This window comes from Lentzea sp. NPDC004789, from assembly GCF_053601075.1.
Genome location: NZ_JBSGBE010000005.1, coordinates 207,542 through 230,596, shown reverse-complemented (window position 1 = coordinate 230,596; position 23,055 = coordinate 207,542). Strand labels below are relative to the sequence as shown.

18 protein-coding genes are annotated in these 23,055 nt (G+C 70.0%); 10 read left to right on the top strand and 8 right to left on the bottom strand.

What is annotated here, in order from left to right; genetic code table 11:
- Nucleotides 1-345 precede the first annotated feature (345 nt).
- The 4 genes from ACWEIJ_RS13930 (at nt 346) to ACWEIJ_RS13915 (ending at nt 8,726) form a co-directional block, all read left to right on the top strand.
- A complete protein-coding gene (locus ACWEIJ_RS13930; protein ID WP_449837520.1) occupies nt 346-4,047 on the top strand; it encodes a discoidin domain-containing protein in 3,702 nt (1,233 codons plus the stop codon).
- Nucleotides 4,048-4,072: 25 nt separating this feature from the next.
- Nucleotides 4,073-7,402: a CARDB domain-containing protein gene (locus tag ACWEIJ_RS13925; protein WP_449837519.1), complete on the top strand. Its 3,330-nt coding sequence runs from the start codon at nt 4,073-4,075 to the stop codon at nt 7,400-7,402.
- Between the two features lie 64 nt (nt 7,403-7,466).
- Nucleotides 7,467-8,318: a universal stress protein gene (locus tag ACWEIJ_RS13920; protein WP_449837518.1), complete on the top strand. Its 852-nt coding sequence runs from the start codon at nt 7,467-7,469 to the stop codon at nt 8,316-8,318.
- A gap of 6 nt (nt 8,319-8,324) precedes the next feature.
- Entirely contained in the window at nt 8,325-8,726 is a 402-nt protein-coding gene (locus ACWEIJ_RS13915; protein WP_449837517.1) for a hypothetical protein, read from the top strand.
- On the opposite strand, the gene ACWEIJ_RS13910 is transcribed toward ACWEIJ_RS13915, so the two are convergent.
- Both ACWEIJ_RS13910 and ACWEIJ_RS13905 read right to left on the bottom strand, forming a co-directional pair.
- On the bottom strand, nt 8,716-9,651 hold the full coding sequence (locus tag ACWEIJ_RS13910) for an alpha/beta hydrolase (protein ID WP_449837516.1): 936 nt from the start codon (nt 9,649-9,651) through the stop codon (nt 8,716-8,718). The two genes, ACWEIJ_RS13915 and ACWEIJ_RS13910, sit on opposite strands and share 11 nt — an antisense overlap.
- Before the next feature lie 77 nt (nt 9,652-9,728).
- Nucleotides 9,729-10,292, bottom strand: a complete 564-nt coding sequence (locus tag ACWEIJ_RS13905; protein ID WP_449837515.1) for a helix-turn-helix domain-containing protein — start codon at nt 10,290-10,292, stop codon at nt 9,729-9,731.
- Between the two features lie 88 nt (nt 10,293-10,380).
- Here ACWEIJ_RS13905 and ACWEIJ_RS13900 point away from each other — a divergent pair, with 88 nt between their 5' ends.
- Complete coding sequence (locus ACWEIJ_RS13900) at nt 10,381-11,433, top strand: saccharopine dehydrogenase NADP-binding domain-containing protein (RefSeq protein ID WP_449837514.1); 1,053 nt, start codon at nt 10,381-10,383, stop codon at nt 11,431-11,433.
- On the opposite strand, the gene ACWEIJ_RS13895 is transcribed toward ACWEIJ_RS13900, so the two are convergent.
- Both ACWEIJ_RS13895 and ACWEIJ_RS13890 read right to left on the bottom strand, forming a co-directional pair.
- Nucleotides 11,426-13,426 (bottom strand): neutral/alkaline ceramidase, encoded by a 2,001-nt coding sequence (locus tag ACWEIJ_RS13895; RefSeq protein WP_449837513.1) that lies wholly within the window; start codon nt 13,424-13,426, stop codon nt 11,426-11,428. The two genes, ACWEIJ_RS13900 and ACWEIJ_RS13895, sit on opposite strands and share 8 nt — an antisense overlap.
- A gap of 25 nt (nt 13,427-13,451) precedes the next feature.
- Nucleotides 13,452-14,312 carry an EamA family transporter gene (locus ACWEIJ_RS13890; protein WP_449837512.1) on the bottom strand — a complete coding sequence of 287 codons (861 nt, stop codon included), beginning with the start codon at nt 14,310-14,312 and terminating at the stop codon, nt 13,452-13,454.
- 70 nt (nt 14,313-14,382) lie between these two features.
- Here ACWEIJ_RS13890 and ACWEIJ_RS13885 point away from each other — a divergent pair, with 70 nt between their 5' ends.
- Entirely contained in the window at nt 14,383-15,231 is an 849-nt protein-coding gene (locus ACWEIJ_RS13885) for a LysR family transcriptional regulator (RefSeq protein ID WP_449837511.1), read from the top strand.
- On the opposite strand, the gene ACWEIJ_RS13880 is transcribed toward ACWEIJ_RS13885, so the two are convergent.
- Nucleotides 15,200-16,108, bottom strand: coding sequence for a LysR family transcriptional regulator (locus ACWEIJ_RS13880; RefSeq protein ID WP_449837510.1), 909 nt, complete (start codon nt 16,106-16,108; stop codon nt 15,200-15,202). The genes ACWEIJ_RS13885 and ACWEIJ_RS13880 overlap by 32 nt on opposite strands.
- A gap of 82 nt (nt 16,109-16,190) precedes the next feature.
- On the opposite strand from ACWEIJ_RS13880, the gene ACWEIJ_RS13875 reads away from it, so the two are divergent.
- Nucleotides 16,191-17,393 (top strand): MFS transporter, encoded by a 1,203-nt coding sequence (locus ACWEIJ_RS13875; RefSeq protein WP_449837509.1) that lies wholly within the window; start codon nt 16,191-16,193, stop codon nt 17,391-17,393.
- Between the two features lie 57 nt (nt 17,394-17,450).
- On the opposite strand, the gene ACWEIJ_RS13870 is transcribed toward ACWEIJ_RS13875, so the two are convergent.
- Both ACWEIJ_RS13870 and argG read right to left on the bottom strand, forming a co-directional pair.
- On the bottom strand, nt 17,451-18,179 hold the full coding sequence (locus ACWEIJ_RS13870) for a hypothetical protein (protein ID WP_449837508.1): 729 nt from the start codon (nt 18,177-18,179) through the stop codon (nt 17,451-17,453).
- A gap of 73 nt (nt 18,180-18,252) precedes the next feature.
- Complete coding sequence (gene argG / locus ACWEIJ_RS13865) at nt 18,253-19,698, bottom strand: argininosuccinate synthase (protein WP_449837507.1); 1,446 nt, start codon at nt 19,696-19,698, stop codon at nt 18,253-18,255.
- A 243-nt stretch (nt 19,699-19,941) separates the two neighbouring features.
- Here argG and ACWEIJ_RS13860 point away from each other — a divergent pair, with 243 nt between their 5' ends.
- On the top strand, nt 19,942-20,691 hold the full coding sequence (locus tag ACWEIJ_RS13860) for an NPP1 family protein (RefSeq protein ID WP_449837506.1): 750 nt from the start codon (nt 19,942-19,944) through the stop codon (nt 20,689-20,691).
- On the opposite strand, the gene ACWEIJ_RS13855 is transcribed toward ACWEIJ_RS13860, so the two are convergent.
- Entirely contained in the window at nt 20,692-21,363 is a 672-nt protein-coding gene (locus ACWEIJ_RS13855) for a TetR/AcrR family transcriptional regulator (RefSeq protein WP_449837505.1), read from the bottom strand.
- 93 nt (nt 21,364-21,456) lie between these two features.
- Between ACWEIJ_RS13855 and ACWEIJ_RS13850 the strand changes: the two genes are divergently transcribed.
- On the top strand, nt 21,457-22,182 hold the full coding sequence (locus ACWEIJ_RS13850) for an SDR family oxidoreductase (RefSeq protein WP_449837504.1): 726 nt from the start codon (nt 21,457-21,459) through the stop codon (nt 22,180-22,182).
- Complete coding sequence (locus tag ACWEIJ_RS13845; protein WP_449837503.1) at nt 22,182-23,054, top strand: SDR family NAD(P)-dependent oxidoreductase; 873 nt, start codon at nt 22,182-22,184, stop codon at nt 23,052-23,054. The genes ACWEIJ_RS13850 and ACWEIJ_RS13845 overlap by 1 nt, the downstream gene beginning before the upstream one ends.
- Nucleotide 23,055: the final 1 nt, after the last annotated feature.

The following is a 23,055-nucleotide window of genomic DNA, read 5'->3' as shown; positions in this document are numbered from 1 at the left end:
AGGCTGCGCAAGCGAACTCATCGAACTCGACTCGATTTCCTGCGTCCGTTCGGGCACGAACCTCCATGACCGGACGCCTGACCACCTGCAAGGCACCTGAGCAGCGATACGTCTTTCCTGTTCAGAGGGCTATGTCGCAAATTTGCGCAATCACGTCGACATATTGCGGTAATCTGCCGGGCACTTCTACGGTGAGGCGCGCCACACCCCCTCGCGTCCCCACCGAGAAGGGCCAAGCACGCCATGTCATCGACGACACGCGCACGCTCCCTGCTAGCCCCGTTGACCGCGATAGCCCTCACGGCGGCAACGCTCGTCGTAGCCCCTGCCGCGCAAGCCGCGCCTGTGAGCCTCGATCTGCACAAGCAGACCCGCATCGACCAGGTCACGCTCACCGCGGCCCGCACGGGCACCGAGACCTTCGCCGTGCAGACGAGCCTCGACGGCAGAGGCTGGTCCACGCTCGTCGCGGAAGCACCACACGCCTTCCACGACGGCAAGGTGACGTTCCGGGTCGACCCGACGCTGGTCCGGCACGTCCGCGCGACCAGGACCACGGCCAAGCTCGAAGTCCACGAAGCCGCCGCCGACGCGCTGCTGCGCGCCACCTACAGCGCGAGCAGCAGCAACCAGAACTACTCGCCGGGCAACGCCGGTGACGGCGATCAGGGCACGTACTGGGAGAGCGCGAACAACGCGTTCCCGCAATGGATCCAGGCCGATCTGGGGGCCGCGGTCAGGACCGACCGGGTGGTGCTCAAGCTGCCGGCCGCGAACTGGGGCACCCGAATCCAGACGCTGACCGTCCAGGGCGGCACGGACGGCCAGAACTTCACGGACCTGGTGGCGAGCAAGGGCTACGAGTTCAACCCGGCCGCGAACAACACCGTCACCATCGACTTCACCGCGGCCACGACCAGGTACGTGCGGCTGCGGATCACCGCGAACACCGGCTGGCCCGCCGGTCAGGTCAGCGAGTTCGAGGTCTACGGGCCCACGAGCGGGGACACGCAGGCCCCGACCGCGCCGGGCAACCTCGCGCTCAGCCAGCCGCAGGCCGGGCAGATCCGGCTGACGTGGAACGCCAGCACGGACAACGTCGGCGTGACCGGTTATGACGTGTACGCCAACGGAACGCTCCGCACGACGGTCACCGGCACGACCTACACCGACAGCCAGCCCGACGGGTTGCGGGTGACCTATTACGTGATCGCGAAGGACGCGGCGGGCAACCAGTCGGCCGCCAGCAGCTCCGTGACGCGGGAGGGCGCGACCGGCCAGAACCTGGCGCAGGGCAAGCCCATCACGGCCAACACCAACGTGCAGAACTTCGTCGCGGCCAACGCCAACGACGGCGACGTCGGAACCTACTGGGAGTCAGGCGGCTTCCCCGGCACGCTGACCGTCCAACTGGGAGCCAACGCCGACGTCGGCTCCGTCGCGGTGAAGCTCAACCCAGACCCGGTCTGGGGCGCGCGCACGCAGAACGTCGAGGTGCTCGGCCGCGAGCAGAGCGCCTCCGGCTTCACCAGCCTCGTCGCCGGCCGCGACCACCGCTGGGACCCGGCGACCGGCAACAGCGTCACGATCGGCCTCACCGCCCGCGTCGCGGACATCCAGCTGCGGTTCACGTCCAACACCGGCGCGCCCGGCGGCCAGGTCGCGGAGATCCAGGTGTTCGGCACCCCTGCCCCGAACCCCGACCTCACCGTCACCGCCACGTCGTTCTCGCCGGCGAGCCCGGTCGAGACCGACCAGATCACGCTCAACGCCACGGTGCGCAACGCGGGCACGGTGGCCGGCGCCGCGACCGACGTGACGTTCTTCCTCGGCACCACCGCCGTCGGCACCGCCCAGGTCGGTGCCTTGCCGGCGGGCGCACAGGCCGATGTGAGCACGACGATCGCGGCCCGGCCGGAAGGCTCGTACCAGTACACGGCGAAGGTCGACGAGACCAAGAAGGTCGCGGAGCAGAACGAGACCAACAACTCCCGGCTGCACCCCGATCCGATCGTCGTGACCCCCGTGCCGAGCTCCGACCTGGTCGCGGTGCCGGCGTGGTCGCCGAGCAACCCCGCCAGCGGCCAGAACACCACGTTCACCGTCGCGATCAAGAACCAGGGCACGATCAACAGTGCCGCGGGCGCGCACGGCATCACGCTCACGATCCTGAGCAACGGCCAGACCGTCCGCACGCTGACCGGTGCCTTCAACGGCACGATCAACGCCGGTGCCACGACCGCGGCGGTGAACCTCGGCACCTGGCAGGCCGCCGACGGCAGATACACGATCCGCACGACCATCGCGAACGACGGCAACGAGATCCCGGCCAAGCAGGGCAACAACACCGGCGAGCAGTCGTTGTTCGTCGGGCGCGGAGCCAGCGTCCCGTGGCAGCACGTCGAGGCCGAGGACGCCGTCACCGCCGGTGGCGCGCAGGTCCTCGGTCCGAACAGGACGATCGGCGACCTGGCGGGCGAGGCCTCCGGGCGTCGTGCCGTCACGCTGAACAACACCGGCGCGTCGGTCGAGTTCACGACCGGTGCCCCGACCAACACGCTCGTCACCCGCTTCTCCATCCCGGACAGCGCCGGTGGCGGCGGCATCACGGCGAACCTGAACGTCTACGTCAACGGCCAGTTCCACAAGGCCATCGACCTGACCTCGAAGTACATGTGGCTCTACGGCAACGAGACCAGCCCCGGCAACTCGCCGGGCGCGGGCGGCCCCCGGCACGTCTACGACGAGGCCAACGTGATGCTCAACTCGACGTTCCCGGCCGGCACGAAGATCAAGCTGCAGAAGGACGCGGCCAACACCACGAACTACGCGATCGACTTCGTGAACTTCGAACAGGTGACCGCGACCGGAAACCCCGACACCGCACGCTATGCCGTGCCCGCCGGGTTCACCCACCAGGACGTGCAGAACGCGCTCGACCGCGTCCGGATGGACACCACCGGCACCCTGATCGGCGTCTACCTGCCCGCCGGCACCTACCAGACGCAGCAGAAGTTCACCGTCTACGGCAAGGCGATCAGGGTGGTCGGCGCCGGACCGTGGTTCACCAGGTTCCAGGCCCCGGCGAACCAGGAGAACACCGACATCGGCTTCGACGCGCAGCCGTCCGCGAACGGCTCGACGTTCAGCGGGTTCGCCGTGTTCGGCAACTACACCTCGCGCAACGACGGGCCGGGCAAGGTGTTCAACTTCGCCGGCGTGCAGAACACGACCATCGAGAACATCTGGGTCGAGCACATGATGTGCCTGTTCTGGGGCAACAACGTCGACAACAACACGATCCGGGACAGCCGCATCCGCGACATGTACGCCGACGGCGTCAACATGACCAACGGGTCGGCGGGCAACCGGGTCGCGAACGTCGACGCGCGGTCGACCGGTGACGACGCGTTCGCGTTGTTCGCCGCCACCGACTCCGGTGGCACCGGTCAGCAGAACAACGTGTTCGAGAACCTCTCGGTGCAGACCCCTTGGCGTGCGGCCGGTCTCGCGGTGTACGGCGGCAAGAACAACACGTTCCGCAACATCTACGTGGCCGACACGCTGACCTACTCCGCGGTGACGATCAGCTCGCTCGACTTCGGTTACCCGATGGAGGACTTCGGGCCGGAGCCGACGACGTTCAGCGGGCTCACGCTCGTGCGGTCCGGTGGCCATTTCTGGGGCGCGCAGACGTTCGGCGCGATCTGGATGTTCTCGGCCTCCAAGAAGTACACCGGGATCCGCGTGAACGACGTCGAGATCATCGACCCGACGTACAGCGGGATCATGTTCCAGACCAAGTACAACGGCGCGGCCGAGAACGTCTTCCAGGACACCGTGCTGTCCAACGTCAGCATCTCGGGGGCGCGCAGGAGCGGCGACCAGTTCGACGCCAAGTCCGGTTTCGGCCTGTGGGCCAACGAGATGCCCGAACCCGGTCAGGGCCCCGCGGTCGGTGCCGTGACGATCAACGGCATCCGGTTCAGCGACAACTTCCAGGACATCAGGAACACCACGACCACTTTCACGATCACCATCAACTGATCTCCCTGCCGTGAAGGACAATTCCATGAAATCCACGCTGTTGAAGCGTGCGGTGAGTGCTGCCGTCGTCAGCGCTCTCGCACTGTTCGGACTGACACCTACGGCAGGAGCAGCAGTCGTCCGGCTGTCCGCGAACCTGACCGCGTCGAGCAACAACGGCCCGTACACCGCGGGAAACGCCGGTGACGGCAACCAGGGCAGCTATTGGGAGAGCACGAACAACGTGTTCCCGCAGTGGATCCAGGCCGACCTCGGCGCCGTGCGGGACGTCAGCGAGGTCGTGCTGCGGCTGCCTGCGAACTGGGAGCAGCGCACGCAGACCCTCGCCGTGCAGGGCAGCCAGAACGGCTCGCAGTTCAACGACCTCGTGGGTTCGCGCGGCCAGACGTTCTCACCGGCCTCCGACAACACGGTCACGCTGGACTTCGCGGCGACCAGCACCAGATACGTCCGCGTCACGATCACCGCGAACACCGGCTGGCCCGCGGGTCAGCTCAGCGAGTTCGAGGTGCACGGCGAATCGGGCCCGGTCGACCCGCCGCCGACCGGTGACAACCTGGCCGCGGGCAAGCCCGTCGAGGAGTCCGGGCACGTGCAGGACTTCGTGGCCGCCAACGCCGTCGACGGCAACGTGGGCACCTACTGGGAGTCCAACGGCTTCCCCGGCCACCTGACCGTGAAGCTGGGCTCGAACGCGGACGTCACGTCGGTCGTCGTGAAGCTCAACCCGGACCCGATCTGGGGTCCGCGCACGCAGAACTTCGAGGTGCTGGGCCGCGAGTCGAGCGCCACGGCGTTCGCGACGCTGAAGGCCCGCGCCGACCACCGGTTCGACCCGGCCACCGGCAACACCGTCACCATCCCGGTGAGCGGCCGGGCAGCGGACGTCAGGCTGCACTTCTACTCGAACACCGGCGCGCCCGGCGGCCAGGTCGCCGAGCTCCAGGTCTTCGGCTCGGCCGCACCGGCGCCCGACCTGACCGTCACGAACCTGACGTGGACGCCCGCGAGCCCGACCGAGGCGGACGCGATCAGGCTCACCGCCACCGTGCGCAACGGCGGCACCACGGCGTCCGCCGCGACGACCGTGAACTTCATGCTCGGCGGCAGCGTCGCAGGCACCGCCCAGGTCGGCGCGCTCGCTCCCGGAGCCACCACCGGCGTCAGCGTGGACGCCGGGCGGCGGGGTGCCGGGTCCTACGCGGCCGCGGCCGTGGTGGACCCGGCCAACCAGGTACCGGAGACCAACGAGGGCAACAACACCTTCACCTCCGGCTCTCCCCTGCTCGTCGGCCAGGCACCCGGACCCGACCTGCGGATCACCGGCATCACACCGAACCCGTCGTCCCCGGCGGCCGGTCAGCAGGTGACGTTCGCGGTGCAGGTCAACAACCGAGGCACGTCGGCAGCGGGCGCTTCCGTGACACGTGTCGTGGTCGGCGGAAGCACGTTGACCGCCAACACTGCCGCCATCAACGCCGGTCAGACCGTGACGGTCAACGTCGGCACGTGGACCGCCACCAACGGCGGTGCCACGGCCACGGCGACAGCCGACGCGAACGGTCAGGTCGCGGAGACCAACGAGAACAACAACACCGCTACTCAGTCCATTGTGGTCGGACGCGGTGCGTCGGCCCCGTTCACCACCTACGAAGCGGAGAACGGCCGCTACCAGGGCCAGCTGCTGGAGGCGGACGCGAAGCGCACGTTCGGGCACACCAGCTTCGCCAGCGAGTCGAGCGGCCGCAGGTCGGTGCGGCTCGACGCGCAGGGCCAGTTCGTGGAGATCACCTCGACGGTCGGCACGAACTCGATCGTGGTCCGCAACTCGATCCCGGACGCGCCCGCCGGTGGTGGCCAGGAGGCGACGATCAGCCTGTACGCCAACGACCAGTTCGTGCAGAAGCTGACCCTGTCGTCACGGCACAGCTGGCTGTACGGGACGTGCGACGACCCGGAGTGCCTCACCAACCGGCCGGGCGGCGACGCCCGCAGGCTGTTCGACGAGTCCTCGACGTTGCTGGCGAACAGCTACCCGACCGGCACGAGGTTCAAGCTCCAGCGCGACTCCGGTGACACCGCACAGTTCTACGTCATCGACCTGATCGACCTGGAGCAGGTCGCGCCGCCCGCGCAGAAGCCCGCCGAGTGCGTCTCGATCACGCAGTACGGCGCCACGGCGAACGACCAGACCGACGACGCAGACGCCATCCAGCGCGCGGTCACCGCCGACCAGAACGGCGAGATCGGGTGCGTCTGGATCCCGGAGGGCAGGTTCCGGCAGGAGAAGAAGATCCTGACGGTCTTCAACTCCGGCGGCTACAACCAGGTCGGCATCCGCGACGTCACGATCCGCGGCGCCGGCATGTGGCACTCGCAGCTGTTCTCGCTGATCCAGCCGCAGGACGCGGGCACGATCAACCACCCGCACGAGGGCAACTTCGGGTTCGACATCGACGACAACACCCAGATCTCCGACATCGCGATCTTCGGTTCCGGCCGGATCCGCGGCGGTGACGGCAACGCCGAGGGCGGCGTCGGCCTCAACGGCCGCTTCGGCAAGAACACGAAGATCAGCAACGTGTGGATCGAGCACGCCAACGTCGGTGTCTGGGTCGGCCGCGACTACACGAACCTGCCCGACCGCTGGAACCCCGGCGACGGCCTGCAGTTCAGCGGCATGCGCATCCGCGACACCTACGCCGACGGCATCAACTTCACCAACGGCACGCGCAACTCCACCGTGTTCAACTCGTCGTTCCGCACCACGGGCGACGACGCGCTGGCGGTGTGGGCGTCGAAGTACGTGAAGGACCAGAACGCCGACATCGGGCACGACAACGCGTTCCTCAACAACACGATCGCGTTGCCGTGGCGTGCCAACGGAATCGCCATCTACGGCGGCTACGGCAACCGCGCCGAGAACAACATCGTCTCCGACACCGCGAACTACCCCGGCATCATGCTGGCGACCGACCACGACCCGCTGCCGTTCTCGGGCACGACGCTGCTCGCGAACAACGCCCTGTACCGCACGGGTGGCGCGTTCTGGGGTGAGGCGCAGGAGTTCGGCGCCATCACGCTGTTCTCGCAGAACCTGCCGATCCCCGGTGTCGTCATCCGCGACACCGAGATCAACGACTCCACCTACGACGGGATCCAGTTCAAGGGCGGCGGCAGCGGAATGCCGGACGTGGCCATCACCAACGTGCGCATCGACAGGTCGAACAACGGGTCCGGCATCCTCGCGATGGCGCAGGCCCGCGGTTCGGCGCACCTGACGAACGTGACGATCACGAACTCGCGCGACGGCGACATCTTCGTCGAACCCGGCTCGCAGTTCATCATCAACTAGATCGGGCCAGGCCACTTTTGGAACCACCCCCGGCCGGGTATGCCCTGGCCGGAGGTGGTTTCTCATGTCCACGGTCGTGGTCGGCTTCGACGGTTCCGGCCTCTCGCGGCGAGCCGCCCTGTGGGGCGCCGAGGAGGCTTCCCGGTGCGGTGCGGCCCTGCGGGTCGTGCAGGCCGTTCACGCACCCCTGCCCGAGCCCGTCTTCACCCCGATGTCCACGCCGGTGCCGGAGTTCGTCACCGAGGAGACCATGCGCCACGCCGCCGAGGACCACCTCGCCGAGCTGGCCCTGGAGCTGCGGCGGGGCTGGCCTGAGCTCCAGCTCGACACCCGCGTCGGCCTGGGCCGCCCGGTCGACGTGCTCGCCGCCGAGGAGGGCGAGCTGCTGGTGCTCGGTTCGTCCGGCCGCACCGGTATCGCGGAGATGTTCCTGGGTTCCACCGCCGCCGAACTGGTGTCGATCGGCGGCCGTCCCGTCGTCGTGACCCGTTCCGGTCCGGTGGACGGGCGTGTCGTCGTGGGTGTCGACGGTTCGGAGACCTCCACGGACGCCATCGAGTTCGCCTTCGCGTTCGCGTCCCGGCACGGCCGTGAACTGCTCGCCGTGCACGCGTGGAGCGACGTCGGCTGGGCCGAGCTGCCCGAGCAGGACTTCGACCACATCCGCGTCGACCTCGCCAAGCTGCTGGACGAACAGCTCGCACCGCACCGGGCCCGGCACCCGGAGGTCCACGTGGCGCAGGAGGTCGCGTTCGACGCACCCGCCCGCGCACTGCTCCAGGCGGCTGACGGGGCGGCGCTGATCGCGGTGGGCAGCCACGGCCGTGGGACGGTGAAGCGTGCAATTCTGGGCTCGGTCAGCCACGCTGTGCTCCACCACGCGCCGTGCCCGGTCGCGGTGGTCCACCGGAGGTGACGTTCGATGCGCGGGTTCGCTGCCGTGCTGGTGTGCCTGATGCTGGCTTCCTGTGCGGGACGGCAGGCACCGCCCGAAGCTCCTCCGGCCGGCTCCACGGCGGTCCACTCGTCCACGGCGAGCGTCCCGTCTCCGCAGCCTCCCTCGTACCCGACGCCCTCCCCCACGCTGTCACGGGCGTCCACGGGTGACATGACGGTGCGGGGCACGGTGGCGGGCGGCGTCGAGTCGGGCTGCGTCGTCCTCGACACCGGCACCACCCAGTACCTGCTGCTGGGCGCCGACCCCGCGATCGCGGTGGCCGGCGCCCAGATCGAGGTGACCGGGCGGGCCGAGCCGGGCGGGATGACCACCTGTCAGCAGGGCACGCCGTTCCACGTCGAGAGCACCAGGCGGATCAGTCCCTGAGCGCCTTGCGCAGGAACGCGCTCGCCTGGCCGATCGCGGCCTCGGCGGCGTGCGTGCCGCGCAACGCGTTCAGCATCACGAAGTCGTGGATCGCACCGGCGTACCGGACCGCGGTGACCGGCACCCCGGCCTCGCGCAGCTTGTCCGCGTAGGCCTCGCCCTCATCGCGCAGCACGTCGGCCTCGGCGGTGATCACCAGCGCCTGCGGCAGACCGGCGAGCTGCTCGGTCGTGGCGCGCAGCGGGGACGCGGTGATCTCGGCGCGCTCGGACGGGTTCGTCGTGTACTGGTCCCAGAACCACTGCATGCCGTCGCGGCGCAGGAAGTAGCCCTCGGCGAACTGCAGGTACGAGTCGGTGTCGAAGGACGCGTCGGTCACCGGGTAGAAGAGCACCTGCGCCTTGAGCGCGACGTCGCCGCGATCCTTGGCCTGCAACGTGAGCGCGGCCGCCATGTTGCCGCCGACCGAGTCGCCGGCCACCGCGAGGCGGGTCGCGTCGAGGCCGAAGTCGGCGCCGTGGCTGAGGATCCACCGCGCGGTGGCGTAGTTCTGGTCGATCGCGACCGGGTAGCGGGCCTCCGGTGAGAGCGAGTACTCCGGGAAGACCACGGCCGCGCCCGCGCCGGCGGCGAGCTCGCGGACCAGGCGGTCGTGGGTGTGGGCGTTGCCGAAGACCCAGCCCGCGCCGTGGATGTAGAGCACGACGGGCAACGGGCCGTCGGCACCGGCCGGCTTCACCACGCGGACGCGGAAGCCGTCGAGCTCGACCCAGTGCTCGTCGATCGCGGGCTTGGCGACCTCACCCGACTGCACCTCGTCGACGGCCTTGCGGCCCTCCTCCGGTGCGAGCTCGAACAGGAACGGCGGCTGGGCGGTGGCGGCGGCGAACTCGGCGGCGGCGGGCTCGAGCACTGGGCGCTTCATGACTTCCTCCTGGCGTTCCGGGGTGAACACCACAAAAGCTAGTGCGCGATTAAATCGTGCACAACGTAATGACCCCCTCACCGCTCGGGGGAATAAAGCACCTCCCGGATCGACGCGACGACCGCGTCCAGGCACGACGCGAAGTCCTCGCCCGTGTCGATCCACCGCTCGAACGCCTCGTGCAACGCGACCGCGACCAGCCGGGCCACCAGCCGGGCCTCCCCGGCCGCCACTCCGCGCCGCACCAGACCGTCCGCGAGCGCCGCGGTGATCGCCGCGGCCTTGCTGCGCTCGCGTTCCCGCAGTTCAGGACTCGACTCGATCACCGCGCGCCGTTCGGCCGTCTGCTCGGCGCGTGCCACGAGCAGGCCACCGACGTGCCGGGCCGCGTCGAGTGCGACGGCCAGCGCGGCCTCCTCCCCCGAGGCGAGCACCGCGTCGACGATCACGGGCGGCAACTGGTCCGCCCCGGCGAACAGGACCTCGCGCTTGTCCGGGAAGTAGCGGAAGTACGAGCGGCGCGTGATGCCGGCGCGTTCGGCGATCTGCGTGATCGTCACGTTGTCGTACCCGTGCTCCGCGTACAGCTCCAACGCCGCCCGCCGGAGACGGTCCTCGGTTCCGGGATCCCACCTGGCCACGACCAAGCCTAACAGTGATGTCTCAGTGTGTCGTCACCGTGCTAGCGTTGGTGACGACACACTGAGACATCACTCTGAGGGGCAACACATGAGCATCTGGGTTCTGGGCGCCACGGGCCGCGTCGGCCGCGCCGTCACCGCTCGCCTGCTCGACCGAGGCGACACCGTGGTGCTGGTGGGCCGGGAGGGCGACCGCCTGCGCGAGATGGCCGAGAACACCGGGCTGCGGGTCGTCATCGCGGACACCGCGGACGGCATCGCGGCGGCGGTCGAACGGGAGCGGCCGGCCGTCGTCATCAACACCATCGGCGGCTACGCCGAGTCCGCGACGACCATCGCTCGCGCGTGCCTGCGCGGCGGCGGCCACTACCTCGACCAGGCCGCGGACCTGACCGCCGTCACCCGGCTGCTCGGCCTGCACGACGAGGCCACGGCGGCGGGCAGCACCCTGGTCACCGGCGCCGGTTTCGGGGTGCTGGCAACGGAAGCCGTCGTGGCGGCGCTGTGCGAGGGCCGTCCGGCTCCTGCCGAGGTGCGGGTCGACGCGCTGGCCTCGGTGGCCGTGGAGGACGGTCTGCTGGGCACCGCGCTGGCCGCGTCGATCATCGACGTCCTGGTGACCGGCGGGCGCCGTTACCGCGACGGCAGGCTGGTCAGGTCACGCCTCGGCGCGGGCTCGCAGCGCCTGCTCCTGCCCGACGGCGACCAGGTCACCTCCTCCGAAGCGCCGTCCGCGGAGCTGCTGGCCGCCCAGCGTGCCAGCGGTGCGCCGGACGTCGTCATCACCACCGCGATGATGCCGGCGTCACCCGTGGTGCGTGCCGTGCTCCCGTTCGCCGGACGACTGCTGGCGCTGGAACCGTTGCGCCGCTCGATGATCCGCCGCATGGCCGGCACCAGGGTCAAGGCCGCGCCCGGCCCCAGGAAGCACTCCTGGGGCCACGCGGTGGTCACCTGGCCCGACGGCACGAGCCGCGAGGGCTGGCTGCGGATCGGCGACGCCATGGGCTTCACCGCCGCCGTGTCCGCGGAGATCGCGGCCCGGCTCGTCCGGGGCGAAGGCAAGCCCGGGGCGTACACGCCCGCGGCCGCCTTCGGCCCCGATCTCGCCACCGCCGCGGGCGGCGAGCTGCTCAGCTGACGGTGAAGGCCGCGGTGGCGCCGGTGAAGCCGGTGATCTTGCCGGTCCAGCCGCTCTTCTCGTCACCGTGGTGCACGATCCGGTAGGTGCCCGCGGGCGTGTCCGGCGGGATCTGCCAGGTGATCGTGGCGTTCGAGAACGCGACGCCGATCCGTTCCCACCGGTAGCGCGTGGACCAGTCACCGTCGTCGGCGACGCGCACCCACTGCCCGTTGACCTGTTGCTGCACTTCGAGGAACGTGCCGTTGCGGTGCAGGTTGTTCTTCGGGTGCCCGGTGACGAACACGGCGGTGACGGTCTCGCCGCGCGTGTAGGACGACTTCGGCGCGGTCAGCACGTCGCCGTACTTCTTGTCGGCGGGCTTGTCGTCGAGCACCACGCCGGTCTGCAGGTTGATCTCGGTGAACGGCGGCTTGCCCGGCACTGGGCCGGCGGGCAGCGCGGTGCCCGCCCTCATCGACGCGGCGAGCTTGCCGAACTCCTGCTGGTAGGCGGGCGTCGTGTTGCGGCCGAAGATGGTCGAGCCGCCCTCGTACTGCTGCGAGTCGTACTCCTCCGGCGTGGTGACGTACTGGCTGTAGTCGTTGGCGTAGCCCTGGATCAGCACGTTCTGCAGCGGTACGCCGAGCTCGCCCGCGACGGCCTTGCGGATGCGCAGGCCCGCGGTGATGGTGACCTCACCCGGCACCGCCACGAGGTGCAACTGTCCGATGCGGACGATCTGCAGCGGCACGACGTCCGGCGTGGCACCGATCAGACCGGTCGGCACCACGGACGCCTTCGGGAACTGGCAGTCCCGCAGCCACTGCGGAACCTCCATCTGCAACGGGTCGAACAGCTTCTTCCACGGTGACTGCATGCCCTCTTCGAAGCCGGGGATCGCCGGGCCGTCCTCGACGCTGCCGGCGAACGTCGACGCGCCGACGACTCCCGAGCACGTGGTGCCGGGTTGCCCGTTCGGCGTGAACCGGCCGTCGACCTGCACGGCCGACATGTCCACGAACCGCATGCGGTAGTCGACGCCGCCGTTCACGGCCTGCTGCGGTCCGCGGTAGATCTCCTGCGCCTTGCGGTTCTGCCGCTCACCGATGATGCGGGTGTTCTCCCACTCGTTCTCGGTGGGCCCGGAACCCGGCTTCAGGTTGAGGTTCGGCGACATGTCGCCCGCGTTGGTGTTCGGGAACGCCGCCACGAACCCCGCGGCGTTGTCCAGGTACCGCACGCCCTTGTCGTCGTGCTCCCACTGGTAGGCGGCGTATCCCTTGTTGTCCGGGCTGATCAGCGTGTTGGCGTTGGTGATCGACGTGTTGTGCGTGGCGAACCAGCTGATCGCGCCGACCTCGCTGCCCGACTGCCTGAACTTCAGCACGGTCATCTGCGGGTCGATGCCCTGCGGGAACGCGGCCTTGTCGGGGTTGAGCTCGAACGCGACGCGCGACCGGTTGACCGACGCGTTCGTCAGCTCGCCGATGCCGAGGCTGATCGAACCGAGCTTGAGGTCCTCGTGCGCCTGCACGATCGACTCGGTGATGCCGTCGACCACGGCGGCGAGCGCCTGCGGCTGCATGCCGAGGATCGAGAGGTTGTAGGCGAGGTTGTGCGAGTAGCCGCCGGGGCCGCTGTGCGTGTGCGTGGCGGACAGCAGCAGGTTCTCGCGCGTGTAGGTGTTGCCGTACTTGGCCTGCAGCTTGGCGAGCACGCCCTCCTGGACCGCGCGGAACATCATCGCGAGGTCGGCGTTGACGTACGCGACGCGCTTGTTCGTGGCGCGGTCGACCACGACGTAGGCCCGCGACCGCAGCCGCTGGGCGATGCCGGTGGTGTTCTGGCCGAACTTCGAGTAGCCCATCATGCCGTTCTCGGCGGCCGGGCCGGTGACGTCGGAGATGCCGCGGCCGACGAGGTACGGCTCGGGCTCCGCCCACGCGAACGGCCCGCCGACCAGGGCCGCTCCGACGAGTGCGGCGACGACCGTCATGACTGCAGTCCGCATGCACACCCCACTAAGTGAAGGGGATTCACGTTTCGGACTGCACGCTAGGTGATCCAGGCCACTTCGAGCAAGTGACGGCGAGTGCATTGGCGGTGACCACCAGCAAGATTCCGGCCCAATGGTGGAACGCGAGTGCCTCCCCCAGCAGGATCAGCCCCGCGAGCGCGGCGAGCACCGGGTGCACGCTGCAGGCCAGTCCGAAGAACCGCGGCGGCACCTTCCGCAGTGCGATCACGTCGGCCGCGTAGGGCACCACGCTGCAGAACACCCCGGCCCCGATCGCGTACAGCACCGCCGCGCCGGTGAACTGTCCGCGCGCGATCAGGAAGGCCGCCACCGGCACGTAGAGCAGCGCGGACACGCTGGTCGCCGCGGCCGGCGCCTGCAGCCCCGGCAGCCGCTGCCCGACCAGGCGGTTGAGCAGGATGTACGCGGCCCAGCAGGCCGCCGCGAGCAGGCCCGCGCCGATGCCGAGGTAGTCGCTGCTCGGGCCGGGCAGCACCAGCACGTAGACGCCGGCGGCCGCGATCAGCACGAACAGGAAGTCGCGCCGGGTGCGGGACCCGGCCAGCGCGACCGCGAGCGGTCCCAGCACCTCCAGCGTGACCGCGAGGCCCAGACCGATCCGGTCGACCGCCGTGTAGAGCGTGAGGTTCATGGTCGCGAACACCAGTCCGAGCGCGACCGTCGGCCACCACTGCGCCCACGTGAACCTGCGCGGATCGGGCCGGGCGACCGGCAGCAGCACCGCCGCCGCCACGAACTGGCGCACCGCCACCACACCGGCCGGGCCGATCGTGGCGAACGCGTGCGCGCCCACGGCCGCACCGAGCTGGCTGCTGGCCGCGCTGGCGGTCATCGTGGCGAATCCACCGAGGCTCTTCACACCGCCCAGCCTGCGGTTCCGGTCGTTGATGCGGGAAATGCATGAGCCGTTGCGGTTATACGCTGAACGCATGGATCTGCGGCAGTTGCGGGCGTTCGTCGCGGTCGTGGACGCGGGCACGTTCACCGACGCGGCGCGGGAGCTCGACCTCACCCAGGCGTCGGTGTCGCGGGCCGTCGCCGCACTGGAGTCCTCGCTGGGCGTCCGGCTGCTGCAGCGGTCGACCCGGCACGTCGCCCTGACCGCCGCGGGCACCCAGGTGCTCGCCGGCGCTCGGCGAGTGCTGGACGAGGTCGCGCACCTGCGCCGGATCGCCGCGCAGTCGTTGACCGAACTGCGGATCGGCTACGCCTGGTCGGCGCTGGGCAGGCACACCCGGCGCGTGCAGAAGGCCTGGGCCGCAACGCATCCCGGCCTGCCGCTGGTGTTCGTCCAGTCGAACTCGCTGACCGCGGGCCTGGCCGAGGGCACCGCGGACGTCGCGGTCGTCCGCAGGGCCCTGGACGATCCCCGCTTCGAGACCGCGCTGCTCGGCACCGAACGTCGCTACGGCGTGGTCGCCACGGACAACCCGTTGGCGCGCAAGCGTTCCCTGTCGCTCGCGGACTTCTCGCGGTACGGGATCGCCGTCGACGACCGGACCGGAACGACCACTCTGGACCTCTGGCAGCCCGGCACCGCGCCCGCCGTCGTCCGCAACACGCACGGCGTCGACGAGTGGCTGACGCTGATCGCGGCCGGGCAGGCCGTCGGCATGACGTCGGAGGCCACCGCGAACCTGAACCCGCGCCCCGGCGTGGCCTACCGGGCCGTGAAGGACGCGCCGCCGATCGCGGTGTGGCTCGCGTGGTGGAAGGACCAGCCGCCGCAGCACCTCGGCGACCTGGTCACGCTGGCGTGCGAGGCGTATCGCGGTTGAAGACCTCGTGCACGACCGCGATCAACGCCCTGGCCGCGGCGGTGGGCGCGCGGCCGGAGGGCCTGGCCAGTCCGAGCGGCCACCTCAGGTCCGCGCCGGTGACCTTCAGGGTGCTGACGCCCCGCGCGTTCCCGAGGATGTAGCTCGGCAGCAGCGCGACGCCGAGACCGTGCCGCACGTAGTCGACGCCGGTGAAGATGTCCGACATCTCCAGGGTGACCCGCCGCGGCACCACCGCCGCCGCGAACGCCCGGTCCGCCACGGCCCGGTTGCCGTAGCCCACCGGTGAGTCGATGAAGTCCAGCCCGGCGAGGTCGCCGATCGGCACCTCGGACCGGACGGCCAGCGGATGGTCGTCGGGCACCACCAGGTCCATCACCGAGCAGGCCAGCTCGTCGAGGGTGATCCCGGCCGGCACCTCGCCCGGCAGCGAGACGAACGCGAGGTCGAGCTCGCGGTCCAGCAGCCGCTCGACGAGCCCCTGCGACCCCGAGGTCGCCGCACTCGTGCGCACCAGCACGCCGGGGTGACGGCGGTGGAACTCGCCGAGCAGCGCGGGCAGGTCGATCAGGGTCATCGCGGTGAGCGTGCCGAGCCGGACCGTGCCGGTGATCGCGCCCTTGACCGCGGCGACGGCGGTCCTGGCCTCGGTGGCGGCGTCGAGGACCGCTCGGGCCTTCGGCAGCAGCGCCTCGCCGGCGTCGGTCAGCAGGACCCGCTTGGAGTTGCGGTCCAGCAGGGTGGTGCCGAACTCGCGTTCGAGGGTCTTGATCGCGGCCGAGACCGCGGACTGCACGACGTGCACGCGGGCGGCGGCGCGGGTGAAGCCGCCCTCCTCGGCGACCGCGACGAAGTACTCCAGCTGACGGAGGTCCACACCTGCGAGTATCTCAGAAAGTGATGATCACGAGCTGCAACTTTCGTTGGACGTGATGCTTCGTGGCGCGCACGGTGGTGGCATGTCCTTGCTCCTCGAATCACGAGCCGCCCGGCGACCGGTGTCCGGCCGGCGGCACGGCATCGGCTTCTGGGTGGTCGCGGTGGCGTTCATGACCGCGATGGCCTACTCGACCGTCCCGGCGCCGCTCTTCCCGCTCTACGTCGCCCGCGAGGGCTTCTCGACGTTCGCCATCACGGTCGTGTTCGCCGCCTTCGCGGCCGGCGTCGTGATCAGCCTCCTGCTCGCCGGCCACGTGTCGGACTGGGTGGGCCGCAAGACGGTCCTCGTCCCCGCGCTGGGCCTCGAGGTCGTGTCCGCACTGCTGTTCCTCAGCGGTACCGGGCTGCCCGTGCTGATCCTCGCCCGCGTCGTCAACGGCCTGGGCGTCGGCATGATCGCCGCCACCGCGACGGCGTACCTGGCCGACCTGCACGCCCGCCACCGCCCGGACGCCCCGGCGCACCGCTTCGAGATCGTCTCCACCGCCGCGAACATCGGTGGCCTCGGCGTCGGCGCGCTGGTGGCCGGCTTGCTCGCGCAGTACGCGGACTCGCCGCTGAGCACCCCGTACGTCGTGCTGGCCGTCCTGCTGGTCGCCAGCATGATCGCGGTGGCGCTCATCCCGGAGACCGTTGCGCGCCGCCAGGTCCGCTACCGTCCACAACGGATCAGCGCGCGCCACGGCGCGGCCGGGCTGGGCGCGTTCTCGGCGTTCGCCGTGTTCGGGGTGTTCACGTCCGTCTCGCCCGGCTTCGTGGCCGGCGAGCTGCACCACCCGTCGCGGACGCTCGCCGGGCTGGTCGTGTTCACCGTGTTCGGTGGCGCGGCGCTCGCCCAGACCCTCACCGGCGGTCTGTCCCTCGCGGCCCGGCGCACGCTCGGCCTGAGCGCCCAGGCGAGCGGGGTGCTGCTGGTGGTGACCGGCATGTACGCGACCAGCTTCGCGCTGTTCCTCGTCGGCGGCGCGATCGCGGGGATCGGCGCGGGCGTGCAGTTCAAGGCGGCGATCGGGGTGGTCGCCGCGGCGACCGCGCCCGCGCAGCGCGGAGAGGCGCTGGCGGGGCTGTTCTTCGTCGCCTACCTGGGGATGAGCGTGCCGTCGCTGTCGATCGGCCTCGCGACGCGCTTCCTGAGCGCCACCACCGTGATGACTTGGTTCGCCGCGATCCTGCTCATGATTCTGGCGGGCGTGGCCGCGCTGGCCGCTCCACGGCGGTCCTGACCCGTTGCTCGACGTGGCGGCGCACACCGGACCACGTGGCGCCGCCGTGCCGCGAACTCAGTCGATGTGCATCCGGAACGGGTGCCGCACGTCCTCGCGGCACGTGAGGATGTTCAGGTTCCCGTCACGCCCGAACGACCACTCGACGTCCTCACCGGAGGGCTCGCTGGTCGCGAGCGCGAGCATCTGCTGCTGGGGCGAACCGCACTCCGGGCACGTGAACTCGATCGGCCCGCTCTGCCACCAACAGGTCCACCCGCCGATCTTGGAGCCGCTCGACGTCTCCGGCCAGTCCGCGTCCCGCAGCTCCGCCGGACGGTCGAACGAGTGGGCGTACTCGGTGAACCGGATCGGTTCCAGCACGTTCACCGTCGGGACGTAGATCTCCTCCTGAACCGGCGGCTCCGGCTCCTCCTCGATCAGTTCGACGACCGTCGTGGAGTCGCGCCACACCAGCCGCACGTCCGGGCCGTAGCAGTCGTCGAGGTTGTGCTCCAGCGTGCAGAGGAACACCTGGAGCAGATCCGTCCCGTCGGGGAACGGCAGCTCCGGGAAGTCCCGCCGGTAGAGCTGCACCGCGCCGACGAACGGCATGCCCACGCCCGCGATCAGGTCGCCGGGGACCCCCGGCGACTGCGGGTCGTGCAGGGCGCCGTCGCACCACGGCCACGGCTCGTCGATCGGCCACAGCATCGGACCGCCGATGTGGCTGTCGGCGTCCGTCGGATCGCCTTCCAGCGGGTTCAGCAGGACCGCGGGCCTCGCCCAGTTCTCCTTGCCCATCATGGGGTAAGAGCTAGCAGAAGGCGGCGGGCCGAGGCTCCCGGCCCCTCGGCAGAGAGGCCGGGAGCGACCCGGATCAGTCCGTTCCCGACTCCATGGCGGCCGAGTCGAGCAGCTCGTCGGCGGCGGAGACGGTGCCGCGCGAGGCGATGGCCTCGGCGCCGCCGTCGGGCACCTCGCCGATCAGCTTCGTCGGTTCCGGCTGGGCCGAGATGAGCGCCGACTGCCGGGTGCCGACCATGCCGAGGCCCGCGAAGAGCTCCAGCTTGGCGCGCGAGTCCGCGATGTCGAGGTTGCGCATGGTCAGCTGGCCGATGCGGTCGACCGGGCCGAACGCCGAGTCCTCGGTGCGCTCCATCGACAGCTTGTCCGGGTGGTAGCTGAACGCCGGGCCGGACGTGTCGAGGATCGAGTAGTCGTCACCGCGGCGCAGCCGCAGCGTGACCTCACCGGTGACCGCGGCGCCGACCCAGCGCTGCAGCGACTCGCGCAGCATCAGCGACTGCGGGTCGAGCCAGCGGCCCTCGTACAGCAGCCGGCCGAGCTTGCGGCCCTCGTTGTGGTACGCCGCGACGGTGTCCTCGTTGTGGATCGCGTTCACGAGCCGGTCGTAGGCGATGTAGAGCAACGCCATGCCGGGCGCCTCGTAGATGCCGCGGCTCTTGGCCTCGATGATGCGGTTCTCGATCTGGTCGGACATGCCCAGACCGTGGCGGCCGCCGATGGCGTTGGCCTCCAGCACGAGGTCGACGGCGCTGCCGAACTCCTTGCCGTTGATCGTGACGGGACGGCCCTGGTCGAAGCCGACCGTCACGTCCTCGGTGGCGATCTCCACCGACGGGTCCCAGAACTTGACGCCCATGATCGGCTCGACGATCTCGATGCCCTCGTTGAGCAGTTCGAGCGACTTCGCCTCGTGCGTCGCGCCCCAGATGTTCGCGTCGGTCGAGTAGGCCTTCTCGGTGGACGCGCGGTAGGGCAGGCCGCGCTCCAGCAGCCACTCGGACATCTCCTTGCGGCCACCGAGCTCGGTCACGAACGCCGCGTCGAGCCACGGCTTGTAGATGCGCAGCGACGGGTTCGCGAGCAGGCCGTAGCGGTAGAACCGCTCGATGTCGTTGCCCTTGTAGGTGGAGCCGTCGCCCCAGATCTGGACGTCGTCGTCGAGCATGGCGCGCACGAGCATCGTGCCCGTGACGGCACGCCCGAGCGGGGTGGTGTTGAAGTACGCGCGGCCACCGGAGCGGATGTGGAACGCGCCGCACGCCAGCGCCGCGAGCCCCTCCTCGACGAGCGCCGACCGGCAGTCCACCAGGCGCGCGATCTCGGCACCGTACGTGCCGGCGCGGCCGGGGACCGTGTCGATCTCAGGCTCGTCGTACTGACCGATGTCCGCGGTGTACGTGCACGGCACCGCGCCCTTCTCACGCATCCACGCGACCGCGACGGAGGTGTCGAGACCACCGGAGAAGGCGATGCCGACGCGTTCGCCGGCGGGAAGTGAAGTGAGCACCTTGGACACGTTGAGAATTATGCACGACGATGTATGAGCATGCACATCGGGGGTCTTGTTAGTTGCGCCTCAGCTCATGGAGGCCGCGTTCGGCCAGGTGAACGTTCGCAGACAGCACGCAACCTCACCACCGCAGAACTTCCCGGTTCGGCGAAGATTTGGCCAACTGGCTGGACGTGAACGCCGTTCATGTACCACCTTCTGCCTCGCAAGCCTCTCCGCACCCCTGCTCAATCGGAAACGAGGCCACTGTTGAGGAAGAAGCTCCTACCCGCGCTGGCCGGCGCGCTCCTGATCACCGCACTGTTCCCCGGCATCGCGCTCGCCGACCCACCGCAGGCCATCCCCGCCAACTTCACGGCGGACGACGGCAAGTGGCAACCGGCGTTCGACTACGACGGTGACGGCTGCTACCCCACCCCGGCGATCTCGCCGACCGGTCAGGTGGCGACGGGACTGAAGAACTCGGGCGCGTTGAACGGCAACTGCCACGACCGGTCCGACCTGGACAACACCAACTCCTACAGCCGGTCGAAGTGCAACAACGGCTGGTGCGCCTACCTGTACGACCTGTACTTCGAGAAGGACCAGGCCGTGCCGCTGATCGACTGCTGCGGCCACCGGCACGACATCGAGCACGTGGTCATCTGGGTGCAGAACGACGTGGCCCAGTACGTGTCGACGTCAGCGCACGGCAAGTTCCACACCTACTCGCGCGACAAGGCCGACTGGGAAGGCACCCACGCGAAGATCATCTACCACAAGGACGGGGCCAGCACGCACTGCTTCCGCCTCGCGGGCTTCAACGAGCCGGCCGAGAACCACTACGGCGTCTATCAGTACCCCGCCCTGGTGAGCTGGGACCGGTTCCCGGCCGGGGTGCGCGACATCCTGGTCAACGCCGACTTCGGCCACGCGTCGCTGGCGATCAAGGACAGCGCGTTCAGCTACAACCTGGCCAACGCCAAGCCGGCCGGGATCCCGTTCGACCCGAACGCCTGATCACTTGGCCACTCGGTCGAGCCACTCGGCCAGGAGGGCCCGTTCCGCTGGAGACAGCATCAGGGGCGGGTCCTCCTCCAGTGCCACCCGCAGGGCGATCGCCCGGCTGGGGATGTCGGTCGGCTCGTCCGGTGAGGCGTCGGTCGTGATCGACCTGATCACCTGCTCGCGCGAGAACGTGATCAGCTCCAGGTCGCGTTCGGCCTCCGGCGTCGCGATCAGCGACAGCACGACGCCCACGCCCGCCGCGTGGACGAACTCCGCGGCCTGCCCGACCGGGACCGTCAACCGGCCCACCGCCGCGATGCGGCTGATGATCTCGCGCAGCATCGCGTCCGCCTCCACCCGCGCCGCCCGCTTGCGCGGTTCGCCGTACATCAGCAGGTAGAACGCGGGCCGCGCCAGGCCGAACCCGATGTGCAGCTCCCACCCGCGGCGCAGGTCGTCGACGGGGTTGTCGCTCGCGCCCATCGCGTGCTTGGTCGCGAGGTAGTCGGCGAAGCCGTAGGCGGCGACGGCGTCGAGCAGGCCGTCCTTGTCCCCGAACAGCCGGTACAGCGTCGGCGCCTGCACACCGGCCGCCGCCGCCACCGCGCGCGTGGAGACGGCTTCCTTGCCGCCCTCGATCAGCAGCTCGGCCGCGGCCTTCACCAACCGCTCCCTCGTGTCCATGTAACGACGATAACACATCCTGGGTAGCGTTGATTCGATATCGGTGCTACGTTGATTGCGTTATCACCGGAAACGCCAGTTGGGAGCACCGACATGACTCGCGTTGCGATCGTCACCGGCGGATCGAGGGGCATCGGGCGGGCAGCCGCCGAGCGCCTCGCCGCGGACGGAATGGCCGTCGTCATCGTCTACGCCGGCAACCAGACCGAAGCCGGCAAGGCGGTCGACGAGATCAGGGCGGCGGGTGGCCAGGCCATCGCCGCGCAGGCGGACGTGGCCGACGAGACCGCCGTCGCCGCCGCCTTCGACCTGGCCGCGGAGACCTTCGGCGGCGTGGACGTCGTCGTGAACTCCGCGGGCATCATGCCGTTGGGCACGGTCGCGGACATGGACCTCGAAGTCTTCGACCGCGTGCAGCGCACCAACGCCCGCGGCACCTTCGTGGTGGCCCAGCAGGCCGCACGGAGGCTGCGCAACGGCGGCGCCATCATCAACGTCTCGTCGTCGGTCGTGGGCCTGCGCTTCCCTCAGTACGGCGCCTACGCGATGACCAAGGGCGGTGTCGAGGCGCTGACCCTGGTCCTGGCCCGCGAGCTGCGCGGCCGTGACATCACCGTGAACGCCGTCGCCCCCGGCCCCACCGCCACGGCCCTGTTCCTGCAGGGCAAGGACGAGGCGACGATCGACGCCCTGGCGAAGCAGGCGCCGCTGGAGCGCATCGGCTCGCCGGAGGACATCGCCGAGGTCATCTCGTTCCTGGCGGGCCCGGCCCGCTGGATCAACGGTCAGGTCGTTCGTGCGAACGGAGGCATCATCTGATGAGCAAGGTCGTCGTCGTCACGGGGGCGTCCAGCGGGTTCGGCGCACTGGCCGTGCGCAGCCTCGCCCTGGCCGGGCACGCGGTCTACGCGGGCATGCGGGAAACCACGGGCCGCAACGCTTCCGCGGTCGCCGAGCTCGGTGCGTTCGGTGCCTCGAACGACGTCGCGGTCCACGCCGTCGAGCTCGACGTGCAGTCGCAGGAGTCGGCGGACGCGGCGATCGCGCGGATCATCGCCGAGCAGGGTCGGCTGGACGTGGTGGTGCACAACGCGGGCCACATGGTCACCGGCCCCGCCGAGGCCTTCACGCCGGAGCAGTACGCGGCCCTCTACGACGTCAACGTCCTTGGCACGCAACGGGTCAACCGTGCCGTACTGCCGCACCTTCGCCATCAGCGTTCCGGTCACGTCGTGTGGGTGGGTTCCAGCTCGACCCGCGGCGGCACTCCCCCGTACCTCGCGCCGTACTTCGCGGCCAAGGCGGCGATGGACGCCGTCGCGGTCTCCTACCGCGCCGAGCTGCTGCGGTTCGGCATCGAGACCACGATCGTCGTGCCGGGCGCGTTCACCCGCGGCACCAACCACTTCGCGCACAGCGGCACGCCGGCCGACGGTGCCGTCGCCGCCGCCTACGAGGAGCTCTACCCCGGTCTGATGGACCAGGTCGGCGCCCGGCTCGCCGAGCTGGAGCCGTCGTGGGCGGACGCCGGTGCCGTCGCGGACGCGATCGTGTCCGTTGTGGACGCTGCGAAGCCGCCGTTCCGGGTGCACGTCGACCCGTCGTCCGACGGCGCCGAGGTCGTGAACGCGGTGGCGGACCGGGTGCGTGGCGAGTTCCTGCGCCGGGTTCAGCTGGCCGACCTGATCTGAC